We start from the raw sequence: 22,293 nt of genomic DNA on the forward strand, positions 1-22,293 counted from the left end.
CGTCGGCGACACCCCGGTCACAAGTCGGCAGCACTGTACAAGTCGGCACCACCGGGTCCGGGTCAGAACGCCGGGGACTCCGGGTCGAACTCGGCGCGCCCGGCCATCGGCGAGGACGCCTCGGCGTGGAAACGGCGCGGGATCCGGCCGGCCCGGTAGGCCAGCCGCCCGGCTTCGACCGCGTGCCGCATCGCCTCGGCCATCAGGGCCGGTTCCTGGGCCCGGGTCACCGCTGTGGCGAGCATCACGGCGGCGCAGCCCAGTTCCATCGCCAGCGCCGCGTCGGAGGCGGTGCCGGCTCCGGCGTCCAGGATCACCGGGACGCCGGCCCGCTCGACGATCAGCTGGAAGTTGTGCGGGTTGCGGATGCCCAGGCCGGAGCCGATCGGCGAGCCCAGCGGCATCACCGCGGCGCAGCCGACGTCCTCCAGCTTTCGGGCCAGCACCGGGTCGTCGTTGGTGTAGGGGAGGACGGTGAAGCCGTCGTCGACCAGGGTCTCGGCGGCGTCCAACAGCTCAATCGGGTCGGGCAGCAGGGTGCGCTCGTCGGCGACGACCTCCAGCTTCACCCAGTCGGTGCCCAGTGCCTCGCGGGCTAGCCTGGCGGTGAGCACGGCCTCCCCGGCGGTGAAGCAGCCGGCGGTGTTGGGCAGCACCTGGATGTCGTTGCGCCGCAGCACCTCCAGCACCGAGCCGCGCGCGGTGGGGTTGATCCTGCGCATGGCCACGGTGGTGAGCTCGGTGCCGGACAGCCGTAGCGCCTGCTCCAGCACCTCCAGGCTGGGGGCGCCGCCGGTGCCCATGATCAGCCGGGAGCCGAAGGTGCGGTCGCCGATGGTGAGCGTGTCGTCGGACATGATGGCTGATCAGCCTCCCTGGACTGCGGTGAGGATCTCGACGCGGTCGTCGGCGGACAGCGCGGTCGCGCCCCAGGCGCTGCGCGGCACGACGGCCTCGTTGACGGCGGCGGCGACACCCGTGGGCGCGGCGCTGAGCGCTGCGACCACCTCGGCGAGGGTGGTGCCGGGTGCGATCTCGCGCGGCGCGCCGTTGACGCGGATGGCGAGGGGTGCCGTCATGGGGTGGCCTCCGTGAGGGTGCGGTCCGCGCTGCGGCGGTCGGGTGCGAGGGTAAGCGGTGTGCGGGGGGCGGCCGAGCGGGTGTCCGGTGCGTGGGCTTCCGCGCTGTGCTTGTCGGGGCTGGGCTTGCCCGAGCTGTGCTTCTCCGAGCTGTGCTTCTCCAAGAAGCGGGTGGCGCTGAAGGGGGCGGCTTCGGGCGGGAGTACGCCGGTGGTCAGGTAGTCGGCGAGGGCGTCGGCGGTGACCGGGGTGAGCAGCACGCCGTTGCGGTGGTGGCCGGTGGCGGCGACCAGGCCCGGCAGCGCGGTGGGGCCGAGCAGCGGCGCGTTGTCGGGGGTACCGGGGCGCAGCCCGGCGCTGGTCTCGATCAGGGGGAGCTCGGTGATGCCGGGCACCAGCTCGTGGGCGTCGCGCAGCAGTTCGTAGACGCCGCCGGCGGTGACCGTGGTGTCGAAGCCCTGCTCCTCCATGGTCGCGCCGACCACCAGCTCGCCGCTCTCGCGCGGCACCAGGTAGAGGTGGCAGCCGCGCACCACCGCGCGCAGGTTGCGGGACAGGAACGGGCCGCCGGGCAGCGGTGCCCCCGTAGTCGTGGTCATCCGCAGCCGCAGGATCTGGCCCTTGACCGGCCGCACCGGCAGCTCGGCCCCGGCCGGGAGGCCGGGCAGCTCGCCGGACCAGCTGCCGGCCGCCAGCACGGTCTGTCCGGCGTACAGCTCGGTGCCGTCCTCGGCCCGGACGCCCACCGCGCGGTCCTGGCGGACCGTCAGCTCGGCGGCGCGGTCCCGGTGCACGCGGACCCCGGCGCGCTCGCAGGCGGCGAGCAGGGCCGCGCCCAGCAGCCGGCCGTCCACCTGGTGGTCGCCGCTGACGAGCAGCCCGCCGCGGACCGAGGGCGCCAGCATCGGCTCCAGCCGGCGGCACTCGCGGCCGTTCAGCCAGGACACCTCCAGCCCCAGCCGCTGCTGGAAGTCGTGCAGCTCGCGCAGCTCGGCCCGGTCGTCGGCGTCCAGCGCGGCGGCCAGGGTGCCGCAGGCGCGGTAGCCGGTGGGCAGCCCGGAGGCCGCGCTGAGCTCGGCGGCGAAGTCGGCGTAGCGGGTGTTGGAGGCGATCCCGAGACGCAGCAGCGCCTCCTCGCCGTACTGGAGTTCGGTGACCGGCGCGAGCATCCCGGCGGCGACCTGGTTGGCGCCGCGCCCGGGACACGGGTCCAGGACGGTGACGCCCAGGCCACGCTGCGCGGCCCGCCAGGCGACCGCGAGGCCGATGATCCCGCCCCCGACGACCAGGACGTCGGACGTGGCCGTCACCCCGGCGGGTTCTGCTGTTCGAGCACGTGGCACGGTGGCACGCTCCCTTCGCCGGCATGACCCGGATCAGGTTCGGACGGTCGGAGACCGGGGGCGCTCCCGCCCTGTCGTCTCCCTCTCAGCCCGGTACGCCGGGCTCCCGTGGGTTTCCCCTTCACTGTAGCCCCGCCCCCGAGCCGTACAGTGTCGGGATGTCCGTGCCGAGGGGCGGCACGGCGATGAGCGGGCGGGGCCGATGAGCGAGCAGCGGGTCGTCGTGGTCGGGGCCGGAATGGCCGGGGTGCAGACGGCGGTGGCGCTGCGTGAGCTGGGCCATACCGGCGAGGTGCTGCTGCTGGGCGCCGAGACGCACCGCCCCTACGACCGGCCGCCGCTGTCCAAGGACGTGCTGCTGGGCAAGGCCGAGCACTCCCGTTTCGAGGTGGACTACGCCGGGATGGGCGTGGAACTGCTGCTCGGCCGGCGCGCCCTGGCACTGGACACCGACGCCCGTTCGCTCGCCACCGACGCCGGGACGCTCCGCTACGACCGGCTGGTGCTGGCCACCGGCGCGCACCCGATCCCGCTGCCTGGCCGCCCCGCCGGCGCGCAGCTGCTGCGCACCCACGACGACGCGGTCGCGCTGAAGGCGTCGCTGCGCCCCGGCGCCCGGATCGTGGTGGTCGGAGCCGGCTGGATCGGCGCCGAGGCCGCCACCGTGGCCCGGCAGCTGGGCTGCGAGGTCACCGTGCTGGAGGCCGCCTCGGTGCCGCTGGCGGGCGCCCTGCCCGCCGACATCGGCGAGCGGATGCGCGGCTGGTACGCCGAGGCGGGCGCGGAACTGCGTACCGGGGCGGCGGTGGGCGGGGTCAGGGAGTCCTCGGTGCTGCTGACCGACGGCACCGAGCTGGCCGCCGACGCGGTCGTGGTCGGCATCGGCGCGCGGCCCGAGACCGGCTGGCTGGACGGCTCCGGCATCGCCCTGGACGAGCGCGGCGCCGTCGCCGCCGACGACCGGCTGCGGACCTCGGCGCCGGACGTCTTCGCGGTCGGCGACTGCGCCTCCTTCCCCTCCGCCCGCTACGCCACCCGGCTCACCGTGCACCACTGGGACAACGCGCTGCAGGGCGCGAAGGTCGCGGCGGCCAACGTACTGGGAGCCGACGAGCGGTACGACCCGGTGCCGTACTTCTGGTCCGAGCAGTTCGGCCGCATGGTCCAGTACGCCGGGCACCACCGTCCCGGCGACGAGCTGCTGTGGCGCGGCGACCCGTCGCAGGCCACCGGCTGGGGCGCGCTGTGGCTGCGCGGGGACACGCCGGTCGCGCTGCTGGCCGTGGACCGCCCGCGGGACCTGGCCCAGGGCCGCCGGCTGATCGAGCGGGCCACCCCGCTCGACCGGGCCAGGGCGGCCGACCCCGAGGTGCAGCTGAAGGCCGCCACCGTGGCGTGATGGTGCGCGCAGGGCTCGTGGGATGGCAGTCTGGGGGTGTGAGCCAGATTGATCCGAAGATTGACGCCCTGATTCCCGAGTGGATGACCGTTCCCGACATCGCCGAGCAGTGGGGCCTGGTGGTGACCAAGGTCCGCCGCCTCGTCGACGACCGCACCCTCCTCGCCGTGCGCCGGGGCGAGAACAACGCCCTGATGGTCCCCGCCGCCTTCATCGGCCCCAACGGCACCGTGAAGGGCATCACCGGCCTGCTGACGCTGCTGCGCGACTCCGGGTTCACCGACGAAGAGGCCCTGGAGTGGCTCTTCACCGAGGACCCGTCGCTGCCCGGCACGCCCGCGCAGGCCCTGAACGAGAACCGCGGCACCGAGGTCAAGCGCCGCGCCCAGGCGATGGCCCTGTGAGCGGAGCAGCAGCGACGGCGGCCCTCGCCGACGCCCGGCTGTACCTGTGCACCGACGCCCGCCGCGAACAGGGCGACCTCGCCCCGTTCCTGGACGCGGTGCTGTCGGGCGGCGTGGACATCGTGCAGCTCCGCGACAAGGGCCTGGAGGCCCGGCAGGAGCTGGAGTACCTGGAGGTCCTCGCCGACGCCTGCCGCAGGCACGGCAAGCTGTTCTCGGTGAACGACCGCGCCGACGTCGCCCACGCGGCGCGGCCCCAGGTGCTGCACCTCGGCCAGGACGACCTGCCGGTGCCCGCGGCCCGCGCCGTTGTCGGGCCGGAGATGCTGATCGGCCGCAGCTGCCACGCCGAGGCCGAGGTGGACGCCGCACTGGTCGAGCCCGGTGTGGACTACTTCTGCACCGGCCCGGTCTGGCCCACCCCGACCAAGCCGGGGCGGCACGCGCCCGGTCTCGGGCTGGTCGAGTACGCCGCGAAGCAGTCGCCGGACCGGCCCTGGTTCGCGATCGGCGGCATCGACGCCGGCAACCTCGACCAGGTGCTCGACGCGGGCGCGCGCCGCATCGTCGTCGTCCGCGCACTGACCGCCGCAGCCGACCCGCACGCGGCAGCGGTCGACCTCGCCCGCCGGGTCCGCGAGCGCGACTGACCGCAGGTCCGTACCCGGACCGCCGGGTCGGACCACCCCCGGGGGCGGACCGACCGCAGGTCGGCACCCACTGCCGTACCGTGCCGCGTCGCCGGATCCGCCGGCGGCGCGGCCGTCGACGGCCTGCGTGAGCGGGTCAGTGGTGGCGGGTGGTGGCGGCCGCGGCGAGCCGGTGCAGGCTGCGGCGGGCCTCGGGGGCCAGCCCCGGGGCGGTGTCGAGGGCGGTCAGAGCCTCCCGCAGCAGCGCCTCGATCCGGGCCTCCACCCGCTCCGGCGCGCCACTGCGGGTGATCGCCTGCCGGACCAGGGCGACCTCAGGATCCCCCAGCCCCGGCGCGCCCAGCAGGTCGTCCAGCAGCCGGGCGTCCGCGGGGCTGCAGCCCCGCATCGCCTCGGCGACCAGCAGCGTGCGCTTGCCCTCGCGCAGATCGTCCCCGGCGGGCTTCCCGGTGACCGAGGGGTCGCCGTAGACCCCGAGCAGATCGTCACGGAGCTGGAACGCCTCGCCCAGCGGCAGCCCGAACGCGCCGTAGGCGTCGATCAGCGCCTGATCGGCGCCGGCCAGCAGCCCGCCGATCTGCAACGGCCGCTGCACCGTGTACTTCGCGGACTTGTAGTGCACCACCCGACGGGCCCGCTCCACCGGGTCCGAGCCGGCCGGCCAGGGCGCGGCGGGCTCCAGCAGGTCCAGGTACTGGCCCGCCATCACCTCGGTCCGCATCAGGTCGAACAGCGGCTTGGCGCGGCGGATCGCGTCGCGGCCGAGGCCGCAGTCCCACAGCAGCTCGTCGCACCACACCAGCAGCAGGTCACCCAGCAGTACCGCGGTGGCCGCCCCGTACTCCGCGCCGTCGCCGTGCCAGCCCTCGGCCGCGTGCATCGCCTCGAACCGGCGGTGCATCGCGGGCAGCCCGCGCCGGGTGTCGCTGCGGTCTATCAGGTCGTCGTGGATCAGCGCCCCGCCCTGCAGCAGCTCCAGCGCCGCGCACGCGGTGACCGCGCCCTCGTCGTGGGCGCTGCCGCCCGCCCCGCGCCAGCCCCAGTAGCAGAACGCGGGCCGCAGCCGCTTGCCGCCGCCCTGCACGAAGTCCCGCAGGGTCTCCGCGACCGGGGCCAGCTGCGGGGAGATCGAGGCGAGAACCGTTTCCTGGCGGTCCAGGAAACGGTCGAGCGCCGCGCCGACCCGCTGCCGCAGCCGCTCCACATCCACAGGATCGCCATCCACAGGATCGCCATCCACAGGATCGCCGTCCACGGGGGCTGCTTCCACGGAACCGCCGTCCACAGGACCGCCGTCCACCGGAACGCCGGCCACGGGGTTGCCCGTATCCCGCAGCCCCTCCCGTGCGGGTACGGGGGCGACGTCGAGGGGCGGGGCGGGGAGCAGAGGCACCGGTGTTCTCCGAGCGGACGGGGACTGCCAGGGTAACGCGCGGGGTCCACGGGACTGCTGAGCCCACTCCACGGCACCGCGTATCAGCAGGTGGACAGGTGTTTCGAATTCCGTCCGGATCGCGGATAACCTGCCAGCATGGCCCTCGGCACCCCCAGCACCCGCAGCGATCGCGCGCTCTCCATCCGCGAGCTCCTCTGCCAGGGAGCCCGCTCGTACTCGTTCGAGTTCATGCCGCCGCGCAGCGCCGAGGCGGAGACCGGGCTGTGGAAGGCGATCCGCAGGCTGGAGTCGCTGTCGCCGACCTTCGTCTCGGTGACCTACGGCGCCGGCGGCTCCACCCGGGGCCGCACCGTCAACATCACCGGGCGGATCGCCCAGGAGACCACGCTCACGCCGGTCGCCCACCTCACCGCCGTCGACCACAGCGTGGCCGAGCTGCGCAACATCCTCGGCCACTACGCCGACCAGGGTGTGCGCAACGTGCTGGCGCTGCGCGGCGACCCGCCGGGGGATCCGCTGGGGGAGTGGGTCAAGCACCCGCAGGGCGTCGCCTACGCCTCCGAGCTGGTGCAGCTGATCAAGGAGTCGGGTGACTTCTGCGTCGGGGTGGCGGCCTTCCCCGAGATGCACCCGCGATCCAGCGACTGGGACACTGACATCCGGCACTTCGTCGCCAAGTGCCGGGCCGGCGCGGACTACGCGATCACCCAGATGTTCTTCGACGTCGACAACTACCTGCGCTTCCGCGACCGGGTCGCGGCCGCCGGGTGCGAGGTGCCGATCATCCCGGAGATCATGCCGGTGACCACGGTCCGCTCGCTGCGCCGGATCCCCGACCTCAGCACCGCGGTCTTCCCGCAGCAGCTCGCCGACCGGATGCTGGCGGTCGAGGACGACCCCGCCGCGGTCCGCGCCATCGGCATCGAGCACGCCACCGAGATGTGCCGTCGGCTGATCGCCGAGGGCACCCCCGGACTGCACTTCATGACGATGAACTTCTCCACCGTCACGTCCGAGATCTACCAGAACCTCGGCCTGCACGACCGCTCCTGAGGCCGGGCCCGCTTCAGGGCCGGGTACGGTGGTGCGGCAACGCCCGCCCTTCCCGTGAACGCAGAGGTGGTTGAACCGTGCCGGTCATCGGTCTCGCCGTGCTGTACGCCGCGTTCGCGGTGGTCGCCTTGTGGCTGCTCGGCGAGCTGCTGCTGCAGCACCGGGCGCAGCCACACTGGCGGGTGCTGGCGCTGCTGGGCTTCCTGGTGCTGGTCGCCGGGGTGGCGCAGCGGTCGCTGCCGCTGATCGGGGCCGGGGTGGTGGCCTTCGGGGCCGGGCAGGCGCTGGTCACCAGGGCGGTGAAGAACGCCTACGGCTCGCACTGGTCGCTGCGCTCCGCGGACGGCTCGCTGCCGGGGGCGCTGGCCCGGGTGCCGCTGCTCGGCACGGTGTTCCCGGCGGGCCAGGTCACCGAGGCCGGTGAGGCCGCGTCCGCGCCGCAGGTCGGCGAGGTCGGGCCGGTCGAGGACGTCCCGCAGTCGGCGGCGCCGGCGGTATCACAGCCGGAGTACGCGACGGCGGCCTTCGAGGCGGTCGAGTCGGGCGGGTACGAATCCGCCGAGCACGGCGGGCAGCAGTACCCGCAGCAGTACGCCGGATACGGCGACGGCAGCGCCGTGGGCAGTGGCGGCGCGGGTAACGACGGCGGCGGCTACGGCGGTTACCCGGCGGAGCAGCAGCAGGGTTACTCCTACGACTACGCGCAGACCACGGCGGCCTCGCCGTACTACGAGCAGCAGTCGCAGCAGCAGCCGGTGTACGAGGGATCGTCCGGCTACTACGAGCCGCAGTACCAGAGCCCGCAGCACCAGACACCGCAGTACCAGGACGGGCAGTACCAGCAGCAGTCCTACCAGCAGCCGTACCAGCAGTCGTACGACCATCAGCAGTGGTCCCCGGCCCCGGCCGACCCGGCGCAGCAGTACCAGCCGCAGCAGTCGCCGGAGGAGTACCCGCAGGAGCAGCAGCACCAGCCGCACCAGCAGGCCGGCAACCACCAGCCGCAGCAGGAGACCTGGCAGCAGTACCGCTGAGTCAGGGCGTGCCGATCAGCTCGGCCGTCAGGGCGGCCGACATGCCCACCCGGGCCAGCCCGCCGCCGGGGTGCGCGGTACCGCCGACCAGGTAGAGCCCGGGGCGGGCGGCGACGCGGTTGGGTGCGGCGAGGTAGTCGCCCTTCGCTCCGGCCAGCGCCGGCGCCGGAACCGAGCCGCCGGGCGCGCCGGTCTCCCGCTCGGTGTCGGCGGGGGTACGTGGCTCCCGCCAGAGCAGGCGATCGCGCAACTCGGGGGCGGCGTACGCGAGAACGGCGTCGGCGTAGGCCGCGGTGACGGCGGGGTCGCTCCAGTCGATGCCCGCCGTGCGGATTCCGGCCGTGCGGGGGAGAGCTGTGCCGGGAAGAGCCGTGCCGGGGACGGTCACCGTCAGCAGCGCGGCCTCGTGGCCGGGCGGGGCGAGGGTGGCGTCGTCCGGCCGAAGCACCTGAACGGTGGGGCGCGCGCAGAGCCGGGGGACAGGGCCGAACAGCGCGTCGAGCTCGTCCTGGCGGTCGGGCGCGTGCACCACGGTGCGGTGCGGCGTGCCGGCCGGACGGTCACCGCGCAGCGCGAGCAGCACGCTGAACCGTCCGGGCAGCGGTTCAGCGCGGGTGGCGGCGGGCAGGCCGAGCACCCGCGGGTCGGTGTCGGCGACCACCACGTCCGCCTCCAGCCTGGTCCCGTCGGCCAGCCGTACCCCGGTGACCCGGTCGGCGCCGAGGACCTGCTCGACCCGGCTGTCGAAGCGCAGTTCCACCCGGCGCTGCCGGCAGCGCCGGAGCACGGCGTCCGCGAGCGCGCGCATGCCGCCGGTGACGTACCAGACGCCGAAGCTCTGCTCCATGTACGGCAGCGACGCGAGCGAGGCCGGGGCGTGGCGCGGGTCCAGGCCGAAGCGCAGCGCGTACTCGTCCAGCAGGGCGGTCAGCCCGGGGTGGCGCAGTTCGCGTGCCGCGACGTCGGCCAGGGTCTGCGGGGCGCGGGCGAAGAGGCCGCGCCGGGCCGGGACGTAGGGGTCCCGGTGCAGGGCTGACGGGTCGTCGGGGAGCGGCTCCTCCAGCAGCGGCCGCCGGGTGGCCTCCCAGACGCCCCGGCCACGCTCCAGCAGCCCGCCCCAGCGGTCGCCGACGCCGGCGCCCAGCGCGGCGTCCAGGGCCTCGATCACCCTGGCCCGGGACGCGTTGGCCAGTTCCACCCGGGTCCCGTCCGGCAGCAGGTGCAGGCTGCCGGGGTCGACCGGGCGCAGTTCGACCTCGTCCTCCAGCCGGGTCCGGCCGGTCTTCAGCATCAGGTCCCGGTAGACGGCGGGGAGGGTGAGCAGGGTCGGGCCGGTGTCGAAGCGGAAGCCGTCGCGCTCGTACTGCCCGACCATCCCGCCGTGGCTGCCGCCCGCCTCGCACACGGTGACCCGGTGGCCCACCGTGGCCAACCGCGCCGCTGCCGCGAGCCCGCCCATACCTGCGCCGATGACGACGATTCGTGCCATGGGCACTGATCCTAAGGCCGGGCCGTGGCCGCGCAGCCGTGGCCGGTGCCTGTCTGGCCGGCGGAGCCAGGGCGGGGTGCTCCGGTGCGGAGGCCGTCCATGATCAGGTCGACCAGGCGGTCGGCGTTGACGGTCTTGCCGCTGTCACAGGCCCAGGTGATCCCGCTGATCATCACCAGCACGTCGCCGACTTCGACGTCCGGCCGGATCCGGCCCGACGCCTGGGCCCGCTCGAACAGTTCGCCTGCCGTGCTGTGCAGCACCCAGCCCGGGGACTTCGACTTGGGCAGCGGCGGGAGCAGCGCCGCGGCCAGGCCGCGGAACACCGAGACGTGGGAGACCAGCCTGTGCAGCCACGCGCTCAGCGCCTCGGCCGGGTCGTCCGCGCCCAGCAGCGGTTCGGCGTCCGCGAGCACGGACTGGATCCACTGCTCCAGGACGGCGTCGATCAGCTGCTGCCGGGTCGGGAAGTGCCGGTAGAGGGTGCCGGGGCCGACGCCGGCGCGCTTGGCGATGTCGTCCAGGGAGGCGTCGGTGCCGTGCTCCAGGAACGCCTCGGTGGCGACCGTCACCAGCCGCTCGTAGTTGCGGCGGGCGTCGGCGCGCATGGGGCGCGGCGGGCGCGGGGCCCGCGCGGGAGTGTGGCTCGCGGAGTCGGTCATGCGCCATCCCAGGGTTGATAAACGGAGACTACCTCCGTATCGTTGTTGATGGAACCGGAGGATCCCTCCGTTTGATTCCCCTCCTCCTCCATGCCCCTCCCTTCCTTCGTCATGCCCCTCCATTCCTTCGCCATGATGGCGCATCCCTTGGGAGAACCATGTCCGAGCACACCGCCACCGCCCGTCCCCTCGCCAGGGAACCGGAATCACGCGCGCACCCGGTACGAGATCCAGACCGGTCGCCAGGCCGCCCCGGATTCGCCCTGGCCGTGATCCTGGCCTGCCAGTTGATGGTCATCCTGGACGCCACCGTAGTGTCCATAGCGCTCCCCGGCATCCAGCGCACCCTGCACTTCTCCCCGGCCGGACTGTCCTGGGTGCAGGACATCTACCTGCTCGCCTTCGGCGGACTGCTGCTGCTCGGCGGCAGGGCGGGCGACATCTTCGGACGGCGCCGGCTGCTGGTCGCCGGTGTCGCCCTGTTCACCATCGCCTCGCTGCTCGGCGGCTTCGCCACCGACCCGGCGCTGCTGCTGGCCTCCCGCGCCGCCCAGGGCGTCGGCGCCGCCATCGCCGCGCCCAACACCCTGGCCCTGATCATCAGCACCTACCAGGACCCGGCCCAGCGGGCCCGTGCCATCGGGCTGTTCTCCAGCATGTCGGCCGGTGGCGCCTCGGTCGGGCTGATCCTGGGCGGCCTGCTGACCTCGTACTTCTCCTGGCGCGCGGTGATGTTCATCAACGTGCCGGTCGGGCTGGCCGTGGTGCTGCTCGCGCCCCGGCTGATCCGCGAGCCCGAGCGGCACCCCGGCCGGCTCGACATCCCCGGCGCGGTGATCGCCACGCTCGGCACCAGCAGCCTCGTCTACGGCTTCATCCGGGTCGCCACCGACGGCTGGACCGACCGCGGCGCCCTGGGCTGCTTCGCGGCGGCCGTCCTGCTGGTGGCCGGATTCGTCCGGTGGGAGGCGCGCACCGCGGTGCCGCTGCTGCCGCTGGACCTGCTCACCAACCGGGTGCGGGCCGGTGGCTACGTGGTGATGCTGCTGGTCCCGGCGGCGATGTTCGGGATGTTCTTCTTCCTCACCCAGTACCTGCAGAACGCCCTCGGCTTCAGCCCGCTGCGCACCGGCTTCGCCTTCCTCCCGCTGGCGGTGCTGATCTTCGCCGGAGCACGGCTCGGACCACGCCTGCTGCCCCGCTTCGGCCCCCGCCCGTTCCTCTTCGGCGGCCCCGTGCTGCTGCTGAGCGGCCTGCTGCTGCTCTCCAGGATCACCGCGGCCACCGGCTACGCCCCCGGCATCATGGTGCCGATGGTGCTCTTCGGGCTCGGCGCCGGGTTCACCATGGTCCCGCTCAGCCTGACCATCCTGGCCGGGGTACGCCCGGCGGAGGCGGGCGCGGCCTCCGGGACGATGCAGACCATGCAGCAGGTCGGCGGGGCGCTGGGCACCGCGGTGCTGCTCACCGTCTACACCTCCGCGCTGCGGCACCAGGGCGGTGCCGTGGTCCCCGGAGCCTCGTCGACGGCGGCCGCGCACGCCGCACTCGCCCACGGCGTGGCCGACGCGATGGGGGTCGCGGCCGGGTTCATGGCGGTGGCGCTGCTGCTGATCGTGACGGTCATCCGCCCGCAGGGACGCCCGCGCGCGGAGCGCTCCTAGCGGCCCGCTCGGCGCGGCGCTCCCGGCGGCGTATCCAGAAGCGGCGGATCCGGGAGACGGTGAACCCGACCAGGAGCAGCCCGCTGAGCAGCAGTACTCCGGCGATGATCGCGGCCGGTACCGGATGGAACAGCGCCAGAACCACCAGGCCGGCCACCGCCAGGTCCTCCAGCAGACTGATCACGATGTTGGAGAAGGGCTCGGGGGAGGTGTTCACGCCCATCCGCAGCGCCATCTTGATGAGATGGCTGACCAGGGCGGTGGTCCCGCCCAGCGCGGCGGCCGCGAGGGTGCCCAGGGAGGCGTGCGCGTGGCCCGCGAGCAGCGCGGCCACCACCGCGCCGGCGACCGGACGGATCACGGTGTGCACCGAGTCCCAGACCGTGTCCACATAGGGGATCTTGTCGGCCACCGCCTCGCAGAGGAACAGCACCAGCGCGGCCACCAGGACGTCGGTGCGCTCCAGTGAGGGCGGTACCGAGGAGATGTGGTCGAAGCGTCCGAACAGCCCCAACAGCAGCACCACGGCGTAGGCGTTGACACCACTGGCCCAGCCACTGGTGAAGATCAACGGGATGACGGACACGGCGGCTTCCCCCCTTGCGAACGACACCGCCCTCCCGGGCGGCCGGCCCACCGTAGTGGATCTCCCACCGTAGTGGACCGCACCGACAGCCCGTCGCGGGGCCCCTCGGCACCCGCACCGCCGACACGGGGCGGCGGAGCAGGTGCCGAGCGGTGACGGGAGTCAGAGCGGTGACGGGGGTCAGAGCAGTGCGCACTGCGAGGCCGGGGCCTCGGGGGACCCGGCCGTCGCCCGTGCGGCCACGAGCCGCCGCACCGCCTCCCGGGCCACCTCGGCGGGCTGGGTGAACGGCAGCCGGACGAAGCGCTCCAGCATCCCGTCCACCCCGAACCGGGGTCCGGAGCCGATCCACACCCCGCAGCCCTGCGCGGCGGAGGCCAGCGCGCTGCCGCCCAGACCGCCCTCCTCGGTGCGCACCCAGAGCGACAGCCCGCCCTGCGGCAGCCGGAAGGTCCAGTCCGGGAGCTCCGCGCGGACCGCGTCCACCAGGGCGTCCCGCTGCGCCCTGAGCCGGGCACGCTGGTACTCCAGCACCTCCGGCAGGCACTCGGTCAGCAGCCGGCACACCGCCAGCTGTTCCAGCACCGGCGAGCTGACGTCCAGGCTGGCCCGGTCCGCCGCGATCCGCCGGATCAGCTCCGGAGCCGCCCTGATCCAGCCGATCCGCAGCCCGCCCCAGAAGGTCTTGCCGGCCGAGCCGATGGTGATCACGCTGCCGTTGCGGTCGTACGCCGCCAGCGGCGCCGGCAGAACGGTGCCCGGCTCCAGCAGCAGTTCGGCCAGCGTCTCGTCCACCACCAGCCGGGTGCCGGCGGACCGGGCCAGCGCCACCAGCTCGCGGCGCTGGTGATCGGGCATCAGCAGCCCGGTCGGGTTGTGGAAGTCCGGGATCACATAGGCCAGGGTCGGCCCGGCCTCGCGCAGCGTGCGCGCCCAGGCGTCCAGCGGCCAGCCGTCCCGCTCCAGCGGGACCGGCACCGGCCGCGCACCGTGCAGGCAGATCGCCTGCAGCGCGTTGGCGTAGCTGGGGGACTCCACCGCGATCCGGTCACCCGGGCCGACCAGGGCCCGCAGCAGCAGCGAGAACGCGCCGGTGGCGCCGTTGGTGACCATGATCTGCTCGGGCACCGTCGGCAGCCCGCGCCGGGTGTAGCGGTCGGCGACCGCCTGCCGCAGCACCTGCAGCCCGGCCGGGAAGTCACCGTGGGTGCCGGTGTAGCAGGGCAGCTCGTCGACGGCCGCGGCCATGGCCGTCGAGATCCAGGGTTCCGCCGCCGCCATCGCGGCCACCCCCAGGTCGATCACCCCGCCCCGGTCCGTGGGGTACGGGGAGAGGCCGGCCACCGGCATCGGCCGCCCGGCGGGCAGCGCGGTCCAGCTGCCGGCCCCCCGCCGGCTCTGCAGGAAGCCCTCGTCACGCAGCAGTTCGTAGGCCGCCGCGATCGTGGTCCGGCTCACCCCGAGCACCGAGGACAGCTCCCGCTCGGCCGGCAGCCGGCTCGCCACCGGCACCCGGCCGTCCAGCACCAGGCTGCGCAGCGAGCCCGCCAGCGAGCGGTAGGCGACGTCCCGGCCCTGCTGCCAGTCGCCCAGAGCCCGGTCCAGCTGGGCCGCGCCGATCGAGGATCGCGTGCTCACCACCAGTCCACCTGTTCTCGATTGGCTATGGAACAACAGGCCACCCCGGTCCAGAGTGGCCCGTGAACCCACAGTGGCATGCTCGACCGTCGGACCTCAAGGGGGAATCCCGTGCAGCTCACCCGCCGCCTCGTCCAGCTCTACCTCGGCCTGGTGCTCTACGGGGCGAGCATGGCGCTGCAGATCCGCGCCGCCCTGGGCCTCGACCCGTGGGACGTCTTCCACCAGGGCCTGACCAGGCACATCGGGCTGTCCTTCGGGACCATCACGATGATCGTCGGCGCCCTGGTGCTGCTGCTGTGGATCCCGCTGCGGCAGCGGCCCGGACTGGGCACGGTCAGCAACGTCTTCGTCATCGGCCTGTCCGTGGACGCGGCGCTGGCGCTGATCCCCGTCCCGAACGGACTGCCGCTGCGGATCGGCCTCCTGGTGGCGGCGATCGTGCTGAACGGCGTCGCCAGCGGCCTCTACATCGGCGCGCGGTTCGGCCCCGGGCCGCGCGACGGCCTGATGACCGGCTTCTGCCGCCGCACCGGGCGCTCGGTCCGGCTGGTGCGGACCGTCATCGAGGTCACCGTGCTGGTGCTGGGGGTCCTGCTGGGCGGCAGCTTCGGCGTCGGGACGGTTGCCTACGCGCTGGGCATCGGCCCGCTGGTGCAGCTCTTCCTGCCGCTGTTCACCGTCCCGGAGCGGACGGCCGCCGCGACGGTCACCGCCGCGACCACGGTGACCGCCGCAGCGGCGGAACCGGCCGCGACGGCGTCCGACGCGCCGGAGGTCACGTCGGCATGCGCGCCCGCAGCAGCCGGCTGAGGCTGCTGTGCACGTCGTCCAGGCTGCGCTCGGGCTGGAAGGCCAGCCAGTCCAGGGCGACCACCAGCACCATGCCGAACACCGCCGAGGCGGTCAGCTGCACGTCCAGGTCGGCCGGCAGCTCCTCGGCGGCGACCGCCTCGGCCAGCACCGCGGCGACCACCGACACGGTCTCCTCGCGCATCAGCCGCAGCGTGTCGTGCCAGGAGCGGTTGGTGCGCCAGGTCTCGGCGACGAACAGCTGCGCGAAGGACGGGTAGGTGCGGATGAACTCCAGGCCCGCGCGCGCCATCGCGTCCAGCGCGGCCAGGCCGCGCAGCCCCGCCCCGGCCTCCCGCAGCGCCGTGGTGAGCAGGCCCACGCCGTGCCGGAGCAGTTCCTCGAACAGATCGGACTTGCTGGCGAAGTTGTAGTAGACGGTGCCCTTGGCGACCCCGGCCCGCTCGGCGATCTCCTCCACGGTCGTGGCCGAGTAGCCCTGTTCGGCGATCAGCGTCACCGCTGCCTCGTAGAGCTTCTGCCGGGTCGCCGAACGGCGGGAACTGGTGGCCATGAGCGCATTGTCCCCCGTCACGGGGCCGGTCACAGCGTCAGCTCCGGGTGCAGCCGGGTGACCGTCCACAGCTGGCGGCGACGGGCCGTCAGCGTGGTGAGGGCCAGGGCGCCGAGGGTGAAGGCGAGCAGCACCGCGCTGCCGGTCCACACCGCCGTCGGGTCGCCGCCGCTGATCAGCCGCCGCAGTCCGGCCACCACATAGCTCATCGGCAGGTACGGGTGGATCGCGCCGAAGAAGTCCGGGCTGGTCTCCACCGGGTAGGTGCCGCCGGCCGAGGTGAGCTGGAGCATCAGCAGCGCCAGCGCCAGCAGTCGCCCGGCCGGGCCGAAGCGGGCGTTCAGCCACTGGACCACGGCGGAGAAGCACAGCACGGTCAGCGCCAGGAACCCGCACACCCCGGCGGCATGGCTGAGCCGCAGGCCCAGGCCCCCGCAGAGCACCGCCAGCAGTGCCGCCGCCTGCAGCAGTCCCACCCCGGCCACCGGCAGCCAGCCGGCCAGCGCCGCCCGCCAGGCGGGGGTGTTCGCGGACAGCACCCGGTTGCTGAGCGGGCGCAGCAGCATGTAGCCGACCATCGCGCCGACCCACAGCGCCAGCGGGATGAAGTACGGGGCCAGGCCGGTGCCGTAGCCGGGCGCGGCGTTGAGGGTGTCCTTGGCGAGCTGCACCGGGTCGCTCATCGCGGTGGCACGCGCGTCCCGCTGGGCCGCGTCGTAGTCGGGTATCCCCGCCGCCCCGGTGTGCAGTCCGCCGGCCAGCTGCCCCGAACCGTCGGCGAGGGTGCCGAGGCCGGAGTCGAGCTGCTGGGCGCCGTCGGAGAGCCGGTACAGGCCGCCGGAGAGGGAATGGGCGCCGGTGTCCAGCGTGGCCAGGCCGTTGCTCAGGGTGCCGGCGCTGGAGACCGCCTGGCCGGTGCCCTGCCGCAGCGCGTCCGCGCCGCCGGCCAGCTGCCGTACGCCGCGGTTCAGCTGGTTGACCTGGGCCACCGCGGCGTCGAAGCTCTGCGCCAGACCCGGCCGTTCCAGCGGCCTGGCCAGCGCGGCCACCCGTCCGGCGTCCGCGGCGAGCGCGGTGAGCTGGGGCGACAGCTGCTGCACCGTGGCGTCCAGCTGGGTGGCCACGGTGACGACCTGGTGCGCCGCCTGGTCCGCGGCGTGCAGCCGGGCGCAGTCCGGGCCGGCCGGGTCGGTGCCGCACTGCTGGGCGTCGAGGGTGTCCAACTGCCCGGCGGCGTCCTTGGCGGCGGCGAGGGCCTGCCGGCTCGCGGCCGGGAGCCTGCCCAGGTTGTCGGCGATCTGCTGGGCGCCGGTGGCGACCAGTGTCGCGGACTGGCTGATCAGTTCGGGGTGCTCGTGCAGCAGCGGGGACAGGTCGGCCGCCACCGGGTTGACGGCGTCCGCGAGTTGCTGGGTGCCGACGGCGGCCTGCCGGGCGCCGGACGCGAGTTGTCCGGCGCCCTGGTCGAGCGTGCCCAGGCCGTGGGCCAGCGCGCTGCTGCCCCGGGTCGCCTGGTCCAGTCCGGCGGCGAGCTGCTGGGCTCCGCTCCGGGCACCGGCCGCGCCGTCGGCCAGCTGCCCGGCGCCCTGCGCGGACTGCCGGGCGCCGGAGGTGAGCCGGTCGGCGCCCTCGGCCGCCCGCAGGGTCTGGTCGTGCAGGTCGGAGAAGCCGACGAAGACCTGGTCGTAGAAGCCGTTCGAGGCCTTGGCCGAGGTGGCGGCCCGGATCTCGTCGAACACCGAGCGGGAGATCTGGCCGACGATGTAGTTGTTCGAGTCGTTCGTCTGCACCTGCAGCTCCCCGGCGGCCGGCCGGTCGCTGTCGCTGCTGGCGATGTCCGCGCTGAAGTCGGCGGGGATGGTGAGCGACAGGTAGTAGCGGCCGGAGGCGACGCCCGCGGCGGCCTGCTCCGGGCCGACCACGTCCCAGCCGAAGATCTGGCGCTTCCTCAGCTCGTCGCTGAGGTCCTTGCCGGCGTCGATCCGCTGTCCCTTGACGGTGACCGCGCGGTCCTGGTTCACCAGGGCCACCGGCAGCCGGTCCAGGTGGCCGTAGGGGTTCCAGAACGACCACAGGTAGAGCGCGCCGTAGAGCAGCGGCAGCAGCAGCAGCGCGACCAGGGCGGCGCGCGGCAGCCGGCCCCGGGAGAAGCGGCGCAGTTCCAGCCGGGCCAGGCCCGGTCCGCGCAGTCGGAGCAGCTCAGGCGTGCGCATCGGCGGACTCCAGACGGACGGTCGTGTCGGCGGATTCGGGGGCGTCGGCGGCGCCGGCCACCACGGTGGTGCCGGAGTCGGCGACGGCGCGGAGCATCGCCCAGGCGGCCGCGCGCTCCGTGGCGGACAGTCGCTCGTCGGCGTCGTCCACCAGCAGCAGGCGCGGCCGGCCGAGCAGGGCGAGCGCGGTGGACAGCCGCAGCGACTGCACCGGGTCCAGCTCGCGGACCTGGGTGCGCAGCCCGCCGGGCAGGCTCTCGACCGCCAGTCCGACCAGTCCGAGGGCCTGTTCGGTGCTGCGGCGCGGGGCGCGCCGGGGGAAGTGCAGCAGCCGGCGCTCGCGCAGATGCTCGGCGACGGTCAGCGCGCCCTCCAGGTCGTTCACGCCGGGGACCGGGCCCAGGGCGGCCAGCCTGCGCACCGCGGCGGCCTGCCGGGGCAGGCGCAGTCCGGCGACCCCGGCCCGCCCTTCGGTCGGTCTCATCCGTCCGGCCAGGGTGAGCAGCAGCGACGTCCGTCCGGAGCCGGCCGGGCCGGTGACCACGGTGAGGGTGTCGGGTTCGAGGTCGAGGTCCACCCCTCGGTAGACCCAGCCGCGCGGACCGCGCAGCCCCAGCGCCTCGGCCGTCACTGCCGCACCGTCGGTACGCCGCACGGCGTCGGTGGCGTCCCCCATGGAGCCCGCCCCCTTCTTTTAAACTGACTGGTCAGTTCAAATTCTAGCCGGGGCAACGGCGGGAGGGATGCCGTCGGGAGTGCTCGGGAGTGTGAGGTGCGTAACCGCCGCCCGGTGTCCGCGCCGTGCATGGTCACGGAGCGTGACTGTCAGTGCCGGGGTGCAGCATGTCGATGAGGGTTCCGGTGGTCGTTGACGCGGGGTTGCGGCGGGAGGTTACTCTGAGATTGTTCGAACAAAAATTCGAACGTGGCGACGATGGCGGAGGTGATCGCGATGCGCAGTGACCTGATCGAGGTCCGGGGCGATCCGGGGCAGCCCACGCACTTCCTGTGGCGCGACCGGGTCTACGCCGTACGGGAGGTCCTGGGCCGCTCGAACGGCGCCGGACACGAGGTGTGGCGGGTGCAGGCCAGTCCGGGCCGCTGCTTCGACGCCGGTGTCTACGACCTCAGCTTCGACCGCGCCGCCGGGCGCTGGACCCTCACGAGCACGACCGACTGAACCGGCCGGATTCGAACGGGAGGACGAGAGTGATGGCCATCGGCTCAGGTATCAGCTCAGGCGCGGGCGCCGGCTCGACGGTGACATCGACGACGGTGACATCCACGGTGACACCGACGGCGCAGGTGCTGCAGCTGCCGCTGCAGACCCAGCCGCAGAGCCCGGCGCGGACAGCGGCCGCCGCCGCTGCGGGCAGTGCACGGCCCTATCGGCCGCCGTCCGACGTTCATCCGGTGCTGCGCCGGGCCGGGGCCCCGCCGGCCGCGCTCGACCTGCTTGCGCAGGCCTACCGCGGCCTCGACGAGGCCCGCGGCATGCAGGGGGCGTTGGAGCGCTACGCCGTGGCGCACCTGGCGGCGCTGCGTGCCTCGGCGTCGGTGCTCGCGGTCCGCGGGCGTCCGGAGGAGTCGCCGCGCCGGCGCGGCCGGATCCGCAGCGCCTGGGAGGTGCTGCCCGAAGTGGCGCCCGAACTCGCCGAGTGGGCCCTGTACTACGCCGCCGGTGCGCCGAAGCGGGCCGCCGCCGAGGCCGGGATCGCCTCGGCCGCCACCCTGCGCGAGGCCGACGACCTGATCCGCAACACCGCACTGTTCCTGCGCGTGGTGCAGCGGCTGATCGCGCTCAACCCGGCCCGCGCCGACCGGCCCGAGCAGGACGGCGAGCCGCCGATGCCGCGTACCGGCTGACCTATACCGTGACGGTATGACTGATCATCACGTCGGGACGACCGGTGGGCGGGTACGGCTGACCCGGCGCGGCAAGGCGGTGCTGGGCGTGTTCGCCCTGGTGCTCACGGCCGGGGCGAGCATGGTCTCCTGGCCGGCCTCGGGCGACCAGCGGGGTGCCCAGGCACTGTCGCAGGCGGCCACGATCGCCGGCCTCAGCGGCACGCTGCGCTCGCAGATACCGGCCGACTCCCGCCAGGTCGTCGTGGTGACCGGTACGGGCCAGGACTCCTCCGACTCGACCGCCACCCTCTACAGCCGCCCCTCCACCTCCAGCCCCTGGGTCCGGGGCGCCAGTTGGCCCGCCCACAACGCCCTGAAGGGCTGGACCGCGGACCACCACTTCAACGACCTGCGCTCGCCGGTCGGCGTGTTCACCCTCAGCGACGCCGGCGGCAGGCTCACCGCCCCGGCCGGCACCAGGTTCCCCTACGACCACAACCGGGAGTTCGTGGCCTCCGGGCGCGGTTCGCGGGGCGAGTCGCTGGCCCATGCCTTCGACTACGTCATCGCCATCGACTACAACCGGGTGCAGGGGGTGTCCCCCCTCGACCCGCAGCGCCCGGACGGCGCCGACAAGGGGGGCGGCGTCTGGATCCACGTCGACCACGGCGGCCCCACCCAGGCCTGCGTCAGCCTGCCCGCCGACGCCATGCGCACCCTGCTGACCACGCTCGATCCGGCCCGGCACCCGGTGATCGCGATGGGTCCGTCCTGACCCCGGGGTACAGGCCGAGGCCCTAGAGTGGGGCCGTACCGCCGCACCCCGCAGAGGAGCTCTTCCGTGTACCCGACACGTCCCCGCAGTTCCCTCCGGACCGCCGTGGTGTGGGAGGTTCTGCACGCCGCCCTCGACCGGCGCGCCGAGGAGCTCGGACGGCCCGTCCTGGACGTGCTCGACACCGGCGGTGGCACCGGGAACTTCGCGGTGCCGGTCGCCCGGCTCGGACACCGGGTCACCGTGGTCGACCCCAGCCCGGACGCGCTGTTCGCACTGGAGCGCCGGGCCGCGGAGGCCGGGGTCACCGGCCTGGTCCGGGCCCTCCAGGGGGACACCCAGAACCTGGCCGACCTGGTCGAGCCGGCCAGCGTCGACGCGGTGCTGTGCCACGGGGTACTGGAGGTCGTCGACGACCCCGCCGAGGCCCTCGGCCAGCTCACCACCGGGCTGCGCAAGGGCGGGCTGCTCAGCCTGCTCGCCGCCAACCGCAACGGCGCGGTGCTGGCCCGCGCGATAGCGGGACACTTCACCGAGGCCCGCACCGCCCTCCAGGACCCGGCCGGCCACTGGGGCGGCAACGACCCGATGCCGCACCGCTTCACCGTCGACGAGCTGCGCGGCCTGGCCGAGGCCGCGGGACTGCTGGTGTCCTCGGTGCACGGCGTGCGGATCTTCGCCGACCTGGTCCCCGGGGTGCTCGTCGACTCCGAACCGGGCGCCCTGGAGGCGCTGCTCGCGCTGGAGCAGGCGGCCGCCGAGCAGCCCGCCTTCCACGCCGTGGCCACCCAGCTGCACCTGCTCGCCGAGCTCCGCTGACGCCCGTTCCGGGTCGTTGGAACCTTCCCGGCCGCCCCGCCCGTTGTGGGGGTGGCAACCGCCACTTACCGCAGTCCGAAAACCCGCGATGACCGTATGATTCAGGTAAAGCGCGCAAGGCATGACTGCCCTGCGGCTGGGGCATACGGAACACAAGCAGGATCCGGCGGCGGTGTGCGGTGGGGTGGGTTTCGCGGAGGCGACTCCAGACCTATCCTGGCCAGACCGAAGGCGGAGAGGACTGTCTGTCCTGACGGGGACGGCGGTGGTCGCCAGGGCGACCAGAGTAGGAGGACGACGTGCCGCTCTCGGAGCACGAGCAGCGACTGCTCGAGCAGATGGAGCGAGCGCTGTACGCCGAGGACCCCAAGTTCGCGACAGCGCTTGAAGGGACGGGCCTGCGTGCCCGTACCCGCCGGACGGTGTACCTGGCCGCAGCCGGCTTCGTCGTTGGCGTCGCCCTGCTCATGGGAGGCATGGTCACCAAGCTGTGGTGGGTGGGTGTGGCCGGCTTCGTGGTGATGCTCGGCTGTGCCGTGGTCGCCGTCAACGGGTGGCGGCACGCGCCGAGGCTCGGTATCGCGGACCCCCGTACCGGCGCCCCGATGCGCCGGCGCAAGGCCGGCGTCGTCGACCGGATGGAACAGCGGTGGCAGCGCCGCCACGACCAGCAGCACGGCGCCTGACCCACGCGGGGCGCGCGCACACCGCACACGGACACTCTCCACAGGAACACTCCACACGGAGCAAGGGGCGGGGGGGGCCGAAGGTCCCCCCCCCCCCCAGGCGGGGGCGGGGTTGGGTGCCGGACCGGCCCCCGGGGGCCGCCCCCGCCCCCGCCGGCGCGGGGGGCGGGGGGGGCGGTCCGCGGGCGG

Annotated in this window: 23 protein-coding genes and 1 riboswitch; of the genes, 12 read left to right on the plus strand and 11 right to left on the minus strand. The window is 74.1% G+C overall.

Going from position 1 to position 22,293, the window contains the following annotated elements:
* Positions 1–62: 62 nt before the first annotated feature.
* Genes ABH925_RS24495 through thiO form a run of 3 tightly spaced genes read right to left on the minus strand, consistent with a single transcriptional unit; the run spans position 63 to position 2,389 of the window.
* Positions 63–857, minus strand: coding sequence for a thiazole synthase (locus tag ABH925_RS24495; RefSeq protein WP_370151017.1), 795 nt, complete (start codon positions 855–857; stop codon positions 63–65).
* A 9-nt stretch (positions 858–866) separates the two neighbouring features.
* Positions 867–1,079 (minus strand): sulfur carrier protein ThiS, encoded by a 213-nt coding sequence (gene thiS, locus ABH925_RS24500; RefSeq protein ID WP_370151018.1) that lies wholly within the window; start codon positions 1,077–1,079, stop codon positions 867–869.
* Positions 1,076–2,389 (minus strand): glycine oxidase ThiO, encoded by a 1,314-nt coding sequence (gene thiO / locus ABH925_RS24505; protein WP_370151019.1) that lies wholly within the window; start codon positions 2,387–2,389, stop codon positions 1,076–1,078. Before thiO ends, thiS begins: the two co-directional genes overlap by 4 nt.
* A 26-nt stretch (positions 2,390–2,415) precedes the next feature.
* Positions 2,416–2,542, minus strand: a riboswitch (TPP riboswitch).
* A gap of 82 nt (positions 2,543–2,624) precedes the next feature.
* Here thiO and ABH925_RS24510 point away from each other — a divergent pair.
* Genes ABH925_RS24510 through thiE form a run of 3 tightly spaced genes read left to right on the plus strand, consistent with a single transcriptional unit; the run spans position 2,625 to position 4,875 of the window.
* Positions 2,625–3,821, plus strand: coding sequence for an NAD(P)/FAD-dependent oxidoreductase (locus ABH925_RS24510; RefSeq protein ID WP_370151020.1), 1,197 nt, complete (start codon positions 2,625–2,627; stop codon positions 3,819–3,821).
* Between the two features lie 38 nt (positions 3,822–3,859).
* The gene (locus ABH925_RS24515) at positions 3,860–4,225 is read left to right on the plus strand and encodes an Rv2175c family DNA-binding protein (protein WP_370151021.1); all 366 of its coding nucleotides are present in this window, start codon (positions 3,860–3,862) and stop codon (positions 4,223–4,225) included.
* The gene (thiE, locus tag ABH925_RS24520) at positions 4,222–4,875 is read left to right on the plus strand and encodes a thiamine phosphate synthase (protein ID WP_370151022.1); all 654 of its coding nucleotides are present in this window, start codon (positions 4,222–4,224) and stop codon (positions 4,873–4,875) included. The genes ABH925_RS24515 and thiE overlap by 4 nt, the downstream gene beginning before the upstream one ends.
* A 136-nt stretch (positions 4,876–5,011) precedes the next feature.
* Here thiE and ABH925_RS24525 read toward each other — a convergent pair whose 3' ends face one another.
* Positions 5,012–6,100 carry a polyprenyl synthetase family protein gene (locus ABH925_RS24525; RefSeq protein WP_370151023.1) on the minus strand — a complete coding sequence of 363 codons (1,089 nt, stop codon included), beginning with the start codon at positions 6,098–6,100 and terminating at the stop codon, positions 5,012–5,014.
* Positions 6,101–6,406: 306 nt separating this feature from the next.
* On the opposite strand from ABH925_RS24525, the gene metF reads away from it, so the two are divergent.
* The gene (metF, locus tag ABH925_RS24530) at positions 6,407–7,324 is read left to right on the plus strand and encodes a methylenetetrahydrofolate reductase [NAD(P)H] (protein ID WP_370151024.1); all 918 of its coding nucleotides are present in this window, start codon (positions 6,407–6,409) and stop codon (positions 7,322–7,324) included.
* Positions 7,325–7,401: 77 nt separating this feature from the next.
* Positions 7,402–8,358: a hypothetical protein gene (locus ABH925_RS24535; protein ID WP_370151026.1), complete on the plus strand. Its 957-nt coding sequence runs from the start codon at positions 7,402–7,404 to the stop codon at positions 8,356–8,358.
* A gap of 1 nt (position 8,359) precedes the next feature.
* On the opposite strand, the gene ABH925_RS24540 is transcribed toward ABH925_RS24535, so the two are convergent.
* On the minus strand, positions 8,360–9,847 hold the full coding sequence (locus ABH925_RS24540) for a phytoene desaturase family protein (protein WP_370151027.1): 1,488 nt from the start codon (positions 9,845–9,847) through the stop codon (positions 8,360–8,362).
* An 11-nt stretch (positions 9,848–9,858) separates the two neighbouring features.
* Entirely contained in the window at positions 9,859–10,509 is a 651-nt protein-coding gene (locus tag ABH925_RS24545; RefSeq protein ID WP_370151028.1) for a TetR/AcrR family transcriptional regulator, read from the minus strand.
* A gap of 158 nt (positions 10,510–10,667) precedes the next feature.
* Between ABH925_RS24545 and ABH925_RS24550 the strand changes: the two genes are divergently transcribed.
* Positions 10,668–12,173, plus strand: coding sequence for an MFS transporter (locus tag ABH925_RS24550; protein WP_370151029.1), 1,506 nt, complete (start codon positions 10,668–10,670; stop codon positions 12,171–12,173).
* On the opposite strand, the gene ABH925_RS24555 is transcribed toward ABH925_RS24550, so the two are convergent.
* Together ABH925_RS24555 and ABH925_RS24560 are read right to left on the minus strand one after the other, a co-directional pair.
* Positions 12,133–12,759: a DUF4126 domain-containing protein gene (locus ABH925_RS24555; protein WP_370151030.1), complete on the minus strand. Its 627-nt coding sequence runs from the start codon at positions 12,757–12,759 to the stop codon at positions 12,133–12,135. The two genes, ABH925_RS24550 and ABH925_RS24555, sit on opposite strands and share 41 nt — an antisense overlap.
* Before the next feature lie 180 nt (positions 12,760–12,939).
* Positions 12,940–14,397 carry a PLP-dependent aminotransferase family protein gene (locus tag ABH925_RS24560; protein ID WP_370151031.1) on the minus strand — a complete coding sequence of 486 codons (1,458 nt, stop codon included), beginning with the start codon at positions 14,395–14,397 and terminating at the stop codon, positions 12,940–12,942.
* Positions 14,398–14,475: 78 nt separating this feature from the next.
* On the opposite strand from ABH925_RS24560, the gene ABH925_RS24565 reads away from it, so the two are divergent.
* Positions 14,476–15,210 carry a YitT family protein gene (locus tag ABH925_RS24565; RefSeq protein ID WP_370151032.1) on the plus strand — a complete coding sequence of 245 codons (735 nt, stop codon included), beginning with the start codon at positions 14,476–14,478 and terminating at the stop codon, positions 15,208–15,210.
* Here the strand turns inward: ABH925_RS24565 and ABH925_RS24570 are convergent.
* The 3 genes from ABH925_RS24570 to ABH925_RS24580 are packed head-to-tail and all read right to left on the minus strand — an operon-like array spanning position 15,176 to position 18,652.
* Entirely contained in the window at positions 15,176–15,763 is a 588-nt protein-coding gene (locus ABH925_RS24570; RefSeq protein WP_370151033.1) for a TetR/AcrR family transcriptional regulator, read from the minus strand. The genes ABH925_RS24565 and ABH925_RS24570 overlap by 35 nt on opposite strands.
* A 29-nt stretch (positions 15,764–15,792) precedes the next feature.
* Positions 15,793–17,952, minus strand: a complete 2,160-nt coding sequence (locus ABH925_RS24575) for a YhgE/Pip family protein (RefSeq protein WP_370151044.1) — start codon at positions 17,950–17,952, stop codon at positions 15,793–15,795.
* Between the two features lie 10 nt (positions 17,953–17,962).
* The gene (locus tag ABH925_RS24580) at positions 17,963–18,652 is read right to left on the minus strand and encodes an ATP-binding cassette domain-containing protein (RefSeq protein ID WP_370151034.1); all 690 of its coding nucleotides are present in this window, start codon (positions 18,650–18,652) and stop codon (positions 17,963–17,965) included.
* A gap of 258 nt (positions 18,653–18,910) precedes the next feature.
* On the opposite strand from ABH925_RS24580, the gene ABH925_RS24585 reads away from it, so the two are divergent.
* The 5 genes from ABH925_RS24585 (at position 18,911) to ABH925_RS24605 (ending at position 22,104) form a co-directional block, all read left to right on the plus strand.
* On the plus strand, positions 18,911–19,156 hold the full coding sequence (locus tag ABH925_RS24585; protein WP_370151045.1) for a DUF6504 family protein: 246 nt from the start codon (positions 18,911–18,913) through the stop codon (positions 19,154–19,156).
* 140 nt (positions 19,157–19,296) lie between these two features.
* Entirely contained in the window at positions 19,297–19,842 is a 546-nt protein-coding gene (locus ABH925_RS24590; RefSeq protein WP_370151046.1) for an SAV_6107 family HEPN domain-containing protein, read from the plus strand.
* A gap of 16 nt (positions 19,843–19,858) precedes the next feature.
* A complete protein-coding gene (locus ABH925_RS24595) occupies positions 19,859–20,599 on the plus strand; it encodes a hypothetical protein (protein ID WP_370151036.1) in 741 nt (246 codons plus the stop codon).
* Between the two features lie 66 nt (positions 20,600–20,665).
* A complete protein-coding gene (locus ABH925_RS24600) occupies positions 20,666–21,418 on the plus strand; it encodes a methyltransferase domain-containing protein (protein ID WP_370151037.1) in 753 nt (250 codons plus the stop codon).
* 299 nt (positions 21,419–21,717) lie between these two features.
* Positions 21,718–22,104 (plus strand): DUF3040 domain-containing protein, encoded by a 387-nt coding sequence (locus ABH925_RS24605; protein ID WP_370151038.1) that lies wholly within the window; start codon positions 21,718–21,720, stop codon positions 22,102–22,104.
* Positions 22,105–22,293: the final 189 nt, after the last annotated feature.

The organism is Streptacidiphilus sp. EB129 (assembly GCF_041262645.1).
Taxonomy (GTDB): domain Bacteria; phylum Actinomycetota; class Actinomycetes; order Streptomycetales; family Streptomycetaceae; genus Streptacidiphilus.

Bases quoted from the DNA above. Each gene is read 5' to 3' on its own strand.
- ABH925_RS24540 (WP_370151027.1), bottom strand. From the start codon at position 9,847: ATGGCACGAATCGTCGTCATCGGCGCAGGTATGGGCGGGCTCGCGGCA.
- ABH925_RS24570 (WP_370151033.1), bottom strand. From the start codon at position 15,763: ATGGCCACCAGTTCCCGCCGTTCGGCGACCCGGCAGAAGCTCTACGAG.
- ABH925_RS24580 (WP_370151034.1), bottom strand. From the start codon at position 18,652: ATGGGGGACGCCACCGACGCCGTGCGGCGTACCGACGGTGCGGCAGTG.
- ABH925_RS24495 (WP_370151017.1), bottom strand. From the start codon at position 857: ATGTCCGACGACACGCTCACCATCGGCGACCGCACCTTCGGCTCCCGG.
- ABH925_RS24510 (WP_370151020.1), top strand. From the start codon at position 2,625: ATGAGCGAGCAGCGGGTCGTCGTGGTCGGGGCCGGAATGGCCGGGGTG.
- thiS (WP_370151018.1), bottom strand. From the start codon at position 1,079: ATGACGGCACCCCTCGCCATCCGCGTCAACGGCGCGCCGCGCGAGATC.
- metF (WP_370151024.1), top strand. From the start codon at position 6,407: ATGGCCCTCGGCACCCCCAGCACCCGCAGCGATCGCGCGCTCTCCATC.
- ABH925_RS24550 (WP_370151029.1), top strand. From the start codon at position 10,668: ATGTCCGAGCACACCGCCACCGCCCGTCCCCTCGCCAGGGAACCGGAA.
- ABH925_RS24565 (WP_370151032.1), top strand. From the start codon at position 14,476: ATGCTCGACCGTCGGACCTCAAGGGGGAATCCCGTGCAGCTCACCCGC.
- ABH925_RS24545 (WP_370151028.1), bottom strand. From the start codon at position 10,509: ATGACCGACTCCGCGAGCCACACTCCCGCGCGGGCCCCGCGCCCGCCG.
- ABH925_RS24585 (WP_370151045.1), top strand. From the start codon at position 18,911: ATGGCGGAGGTGATCGCGATGCGCAGTGACCTGATCGAGGTCCGGGGC.
- ABH925_RS24595 (WP_370151036.1), top strand. From the start codon at position 19,859: ATGACTGATCATCACGTCGGGACGACCGGTGGGCGGGTACGGCTGACC.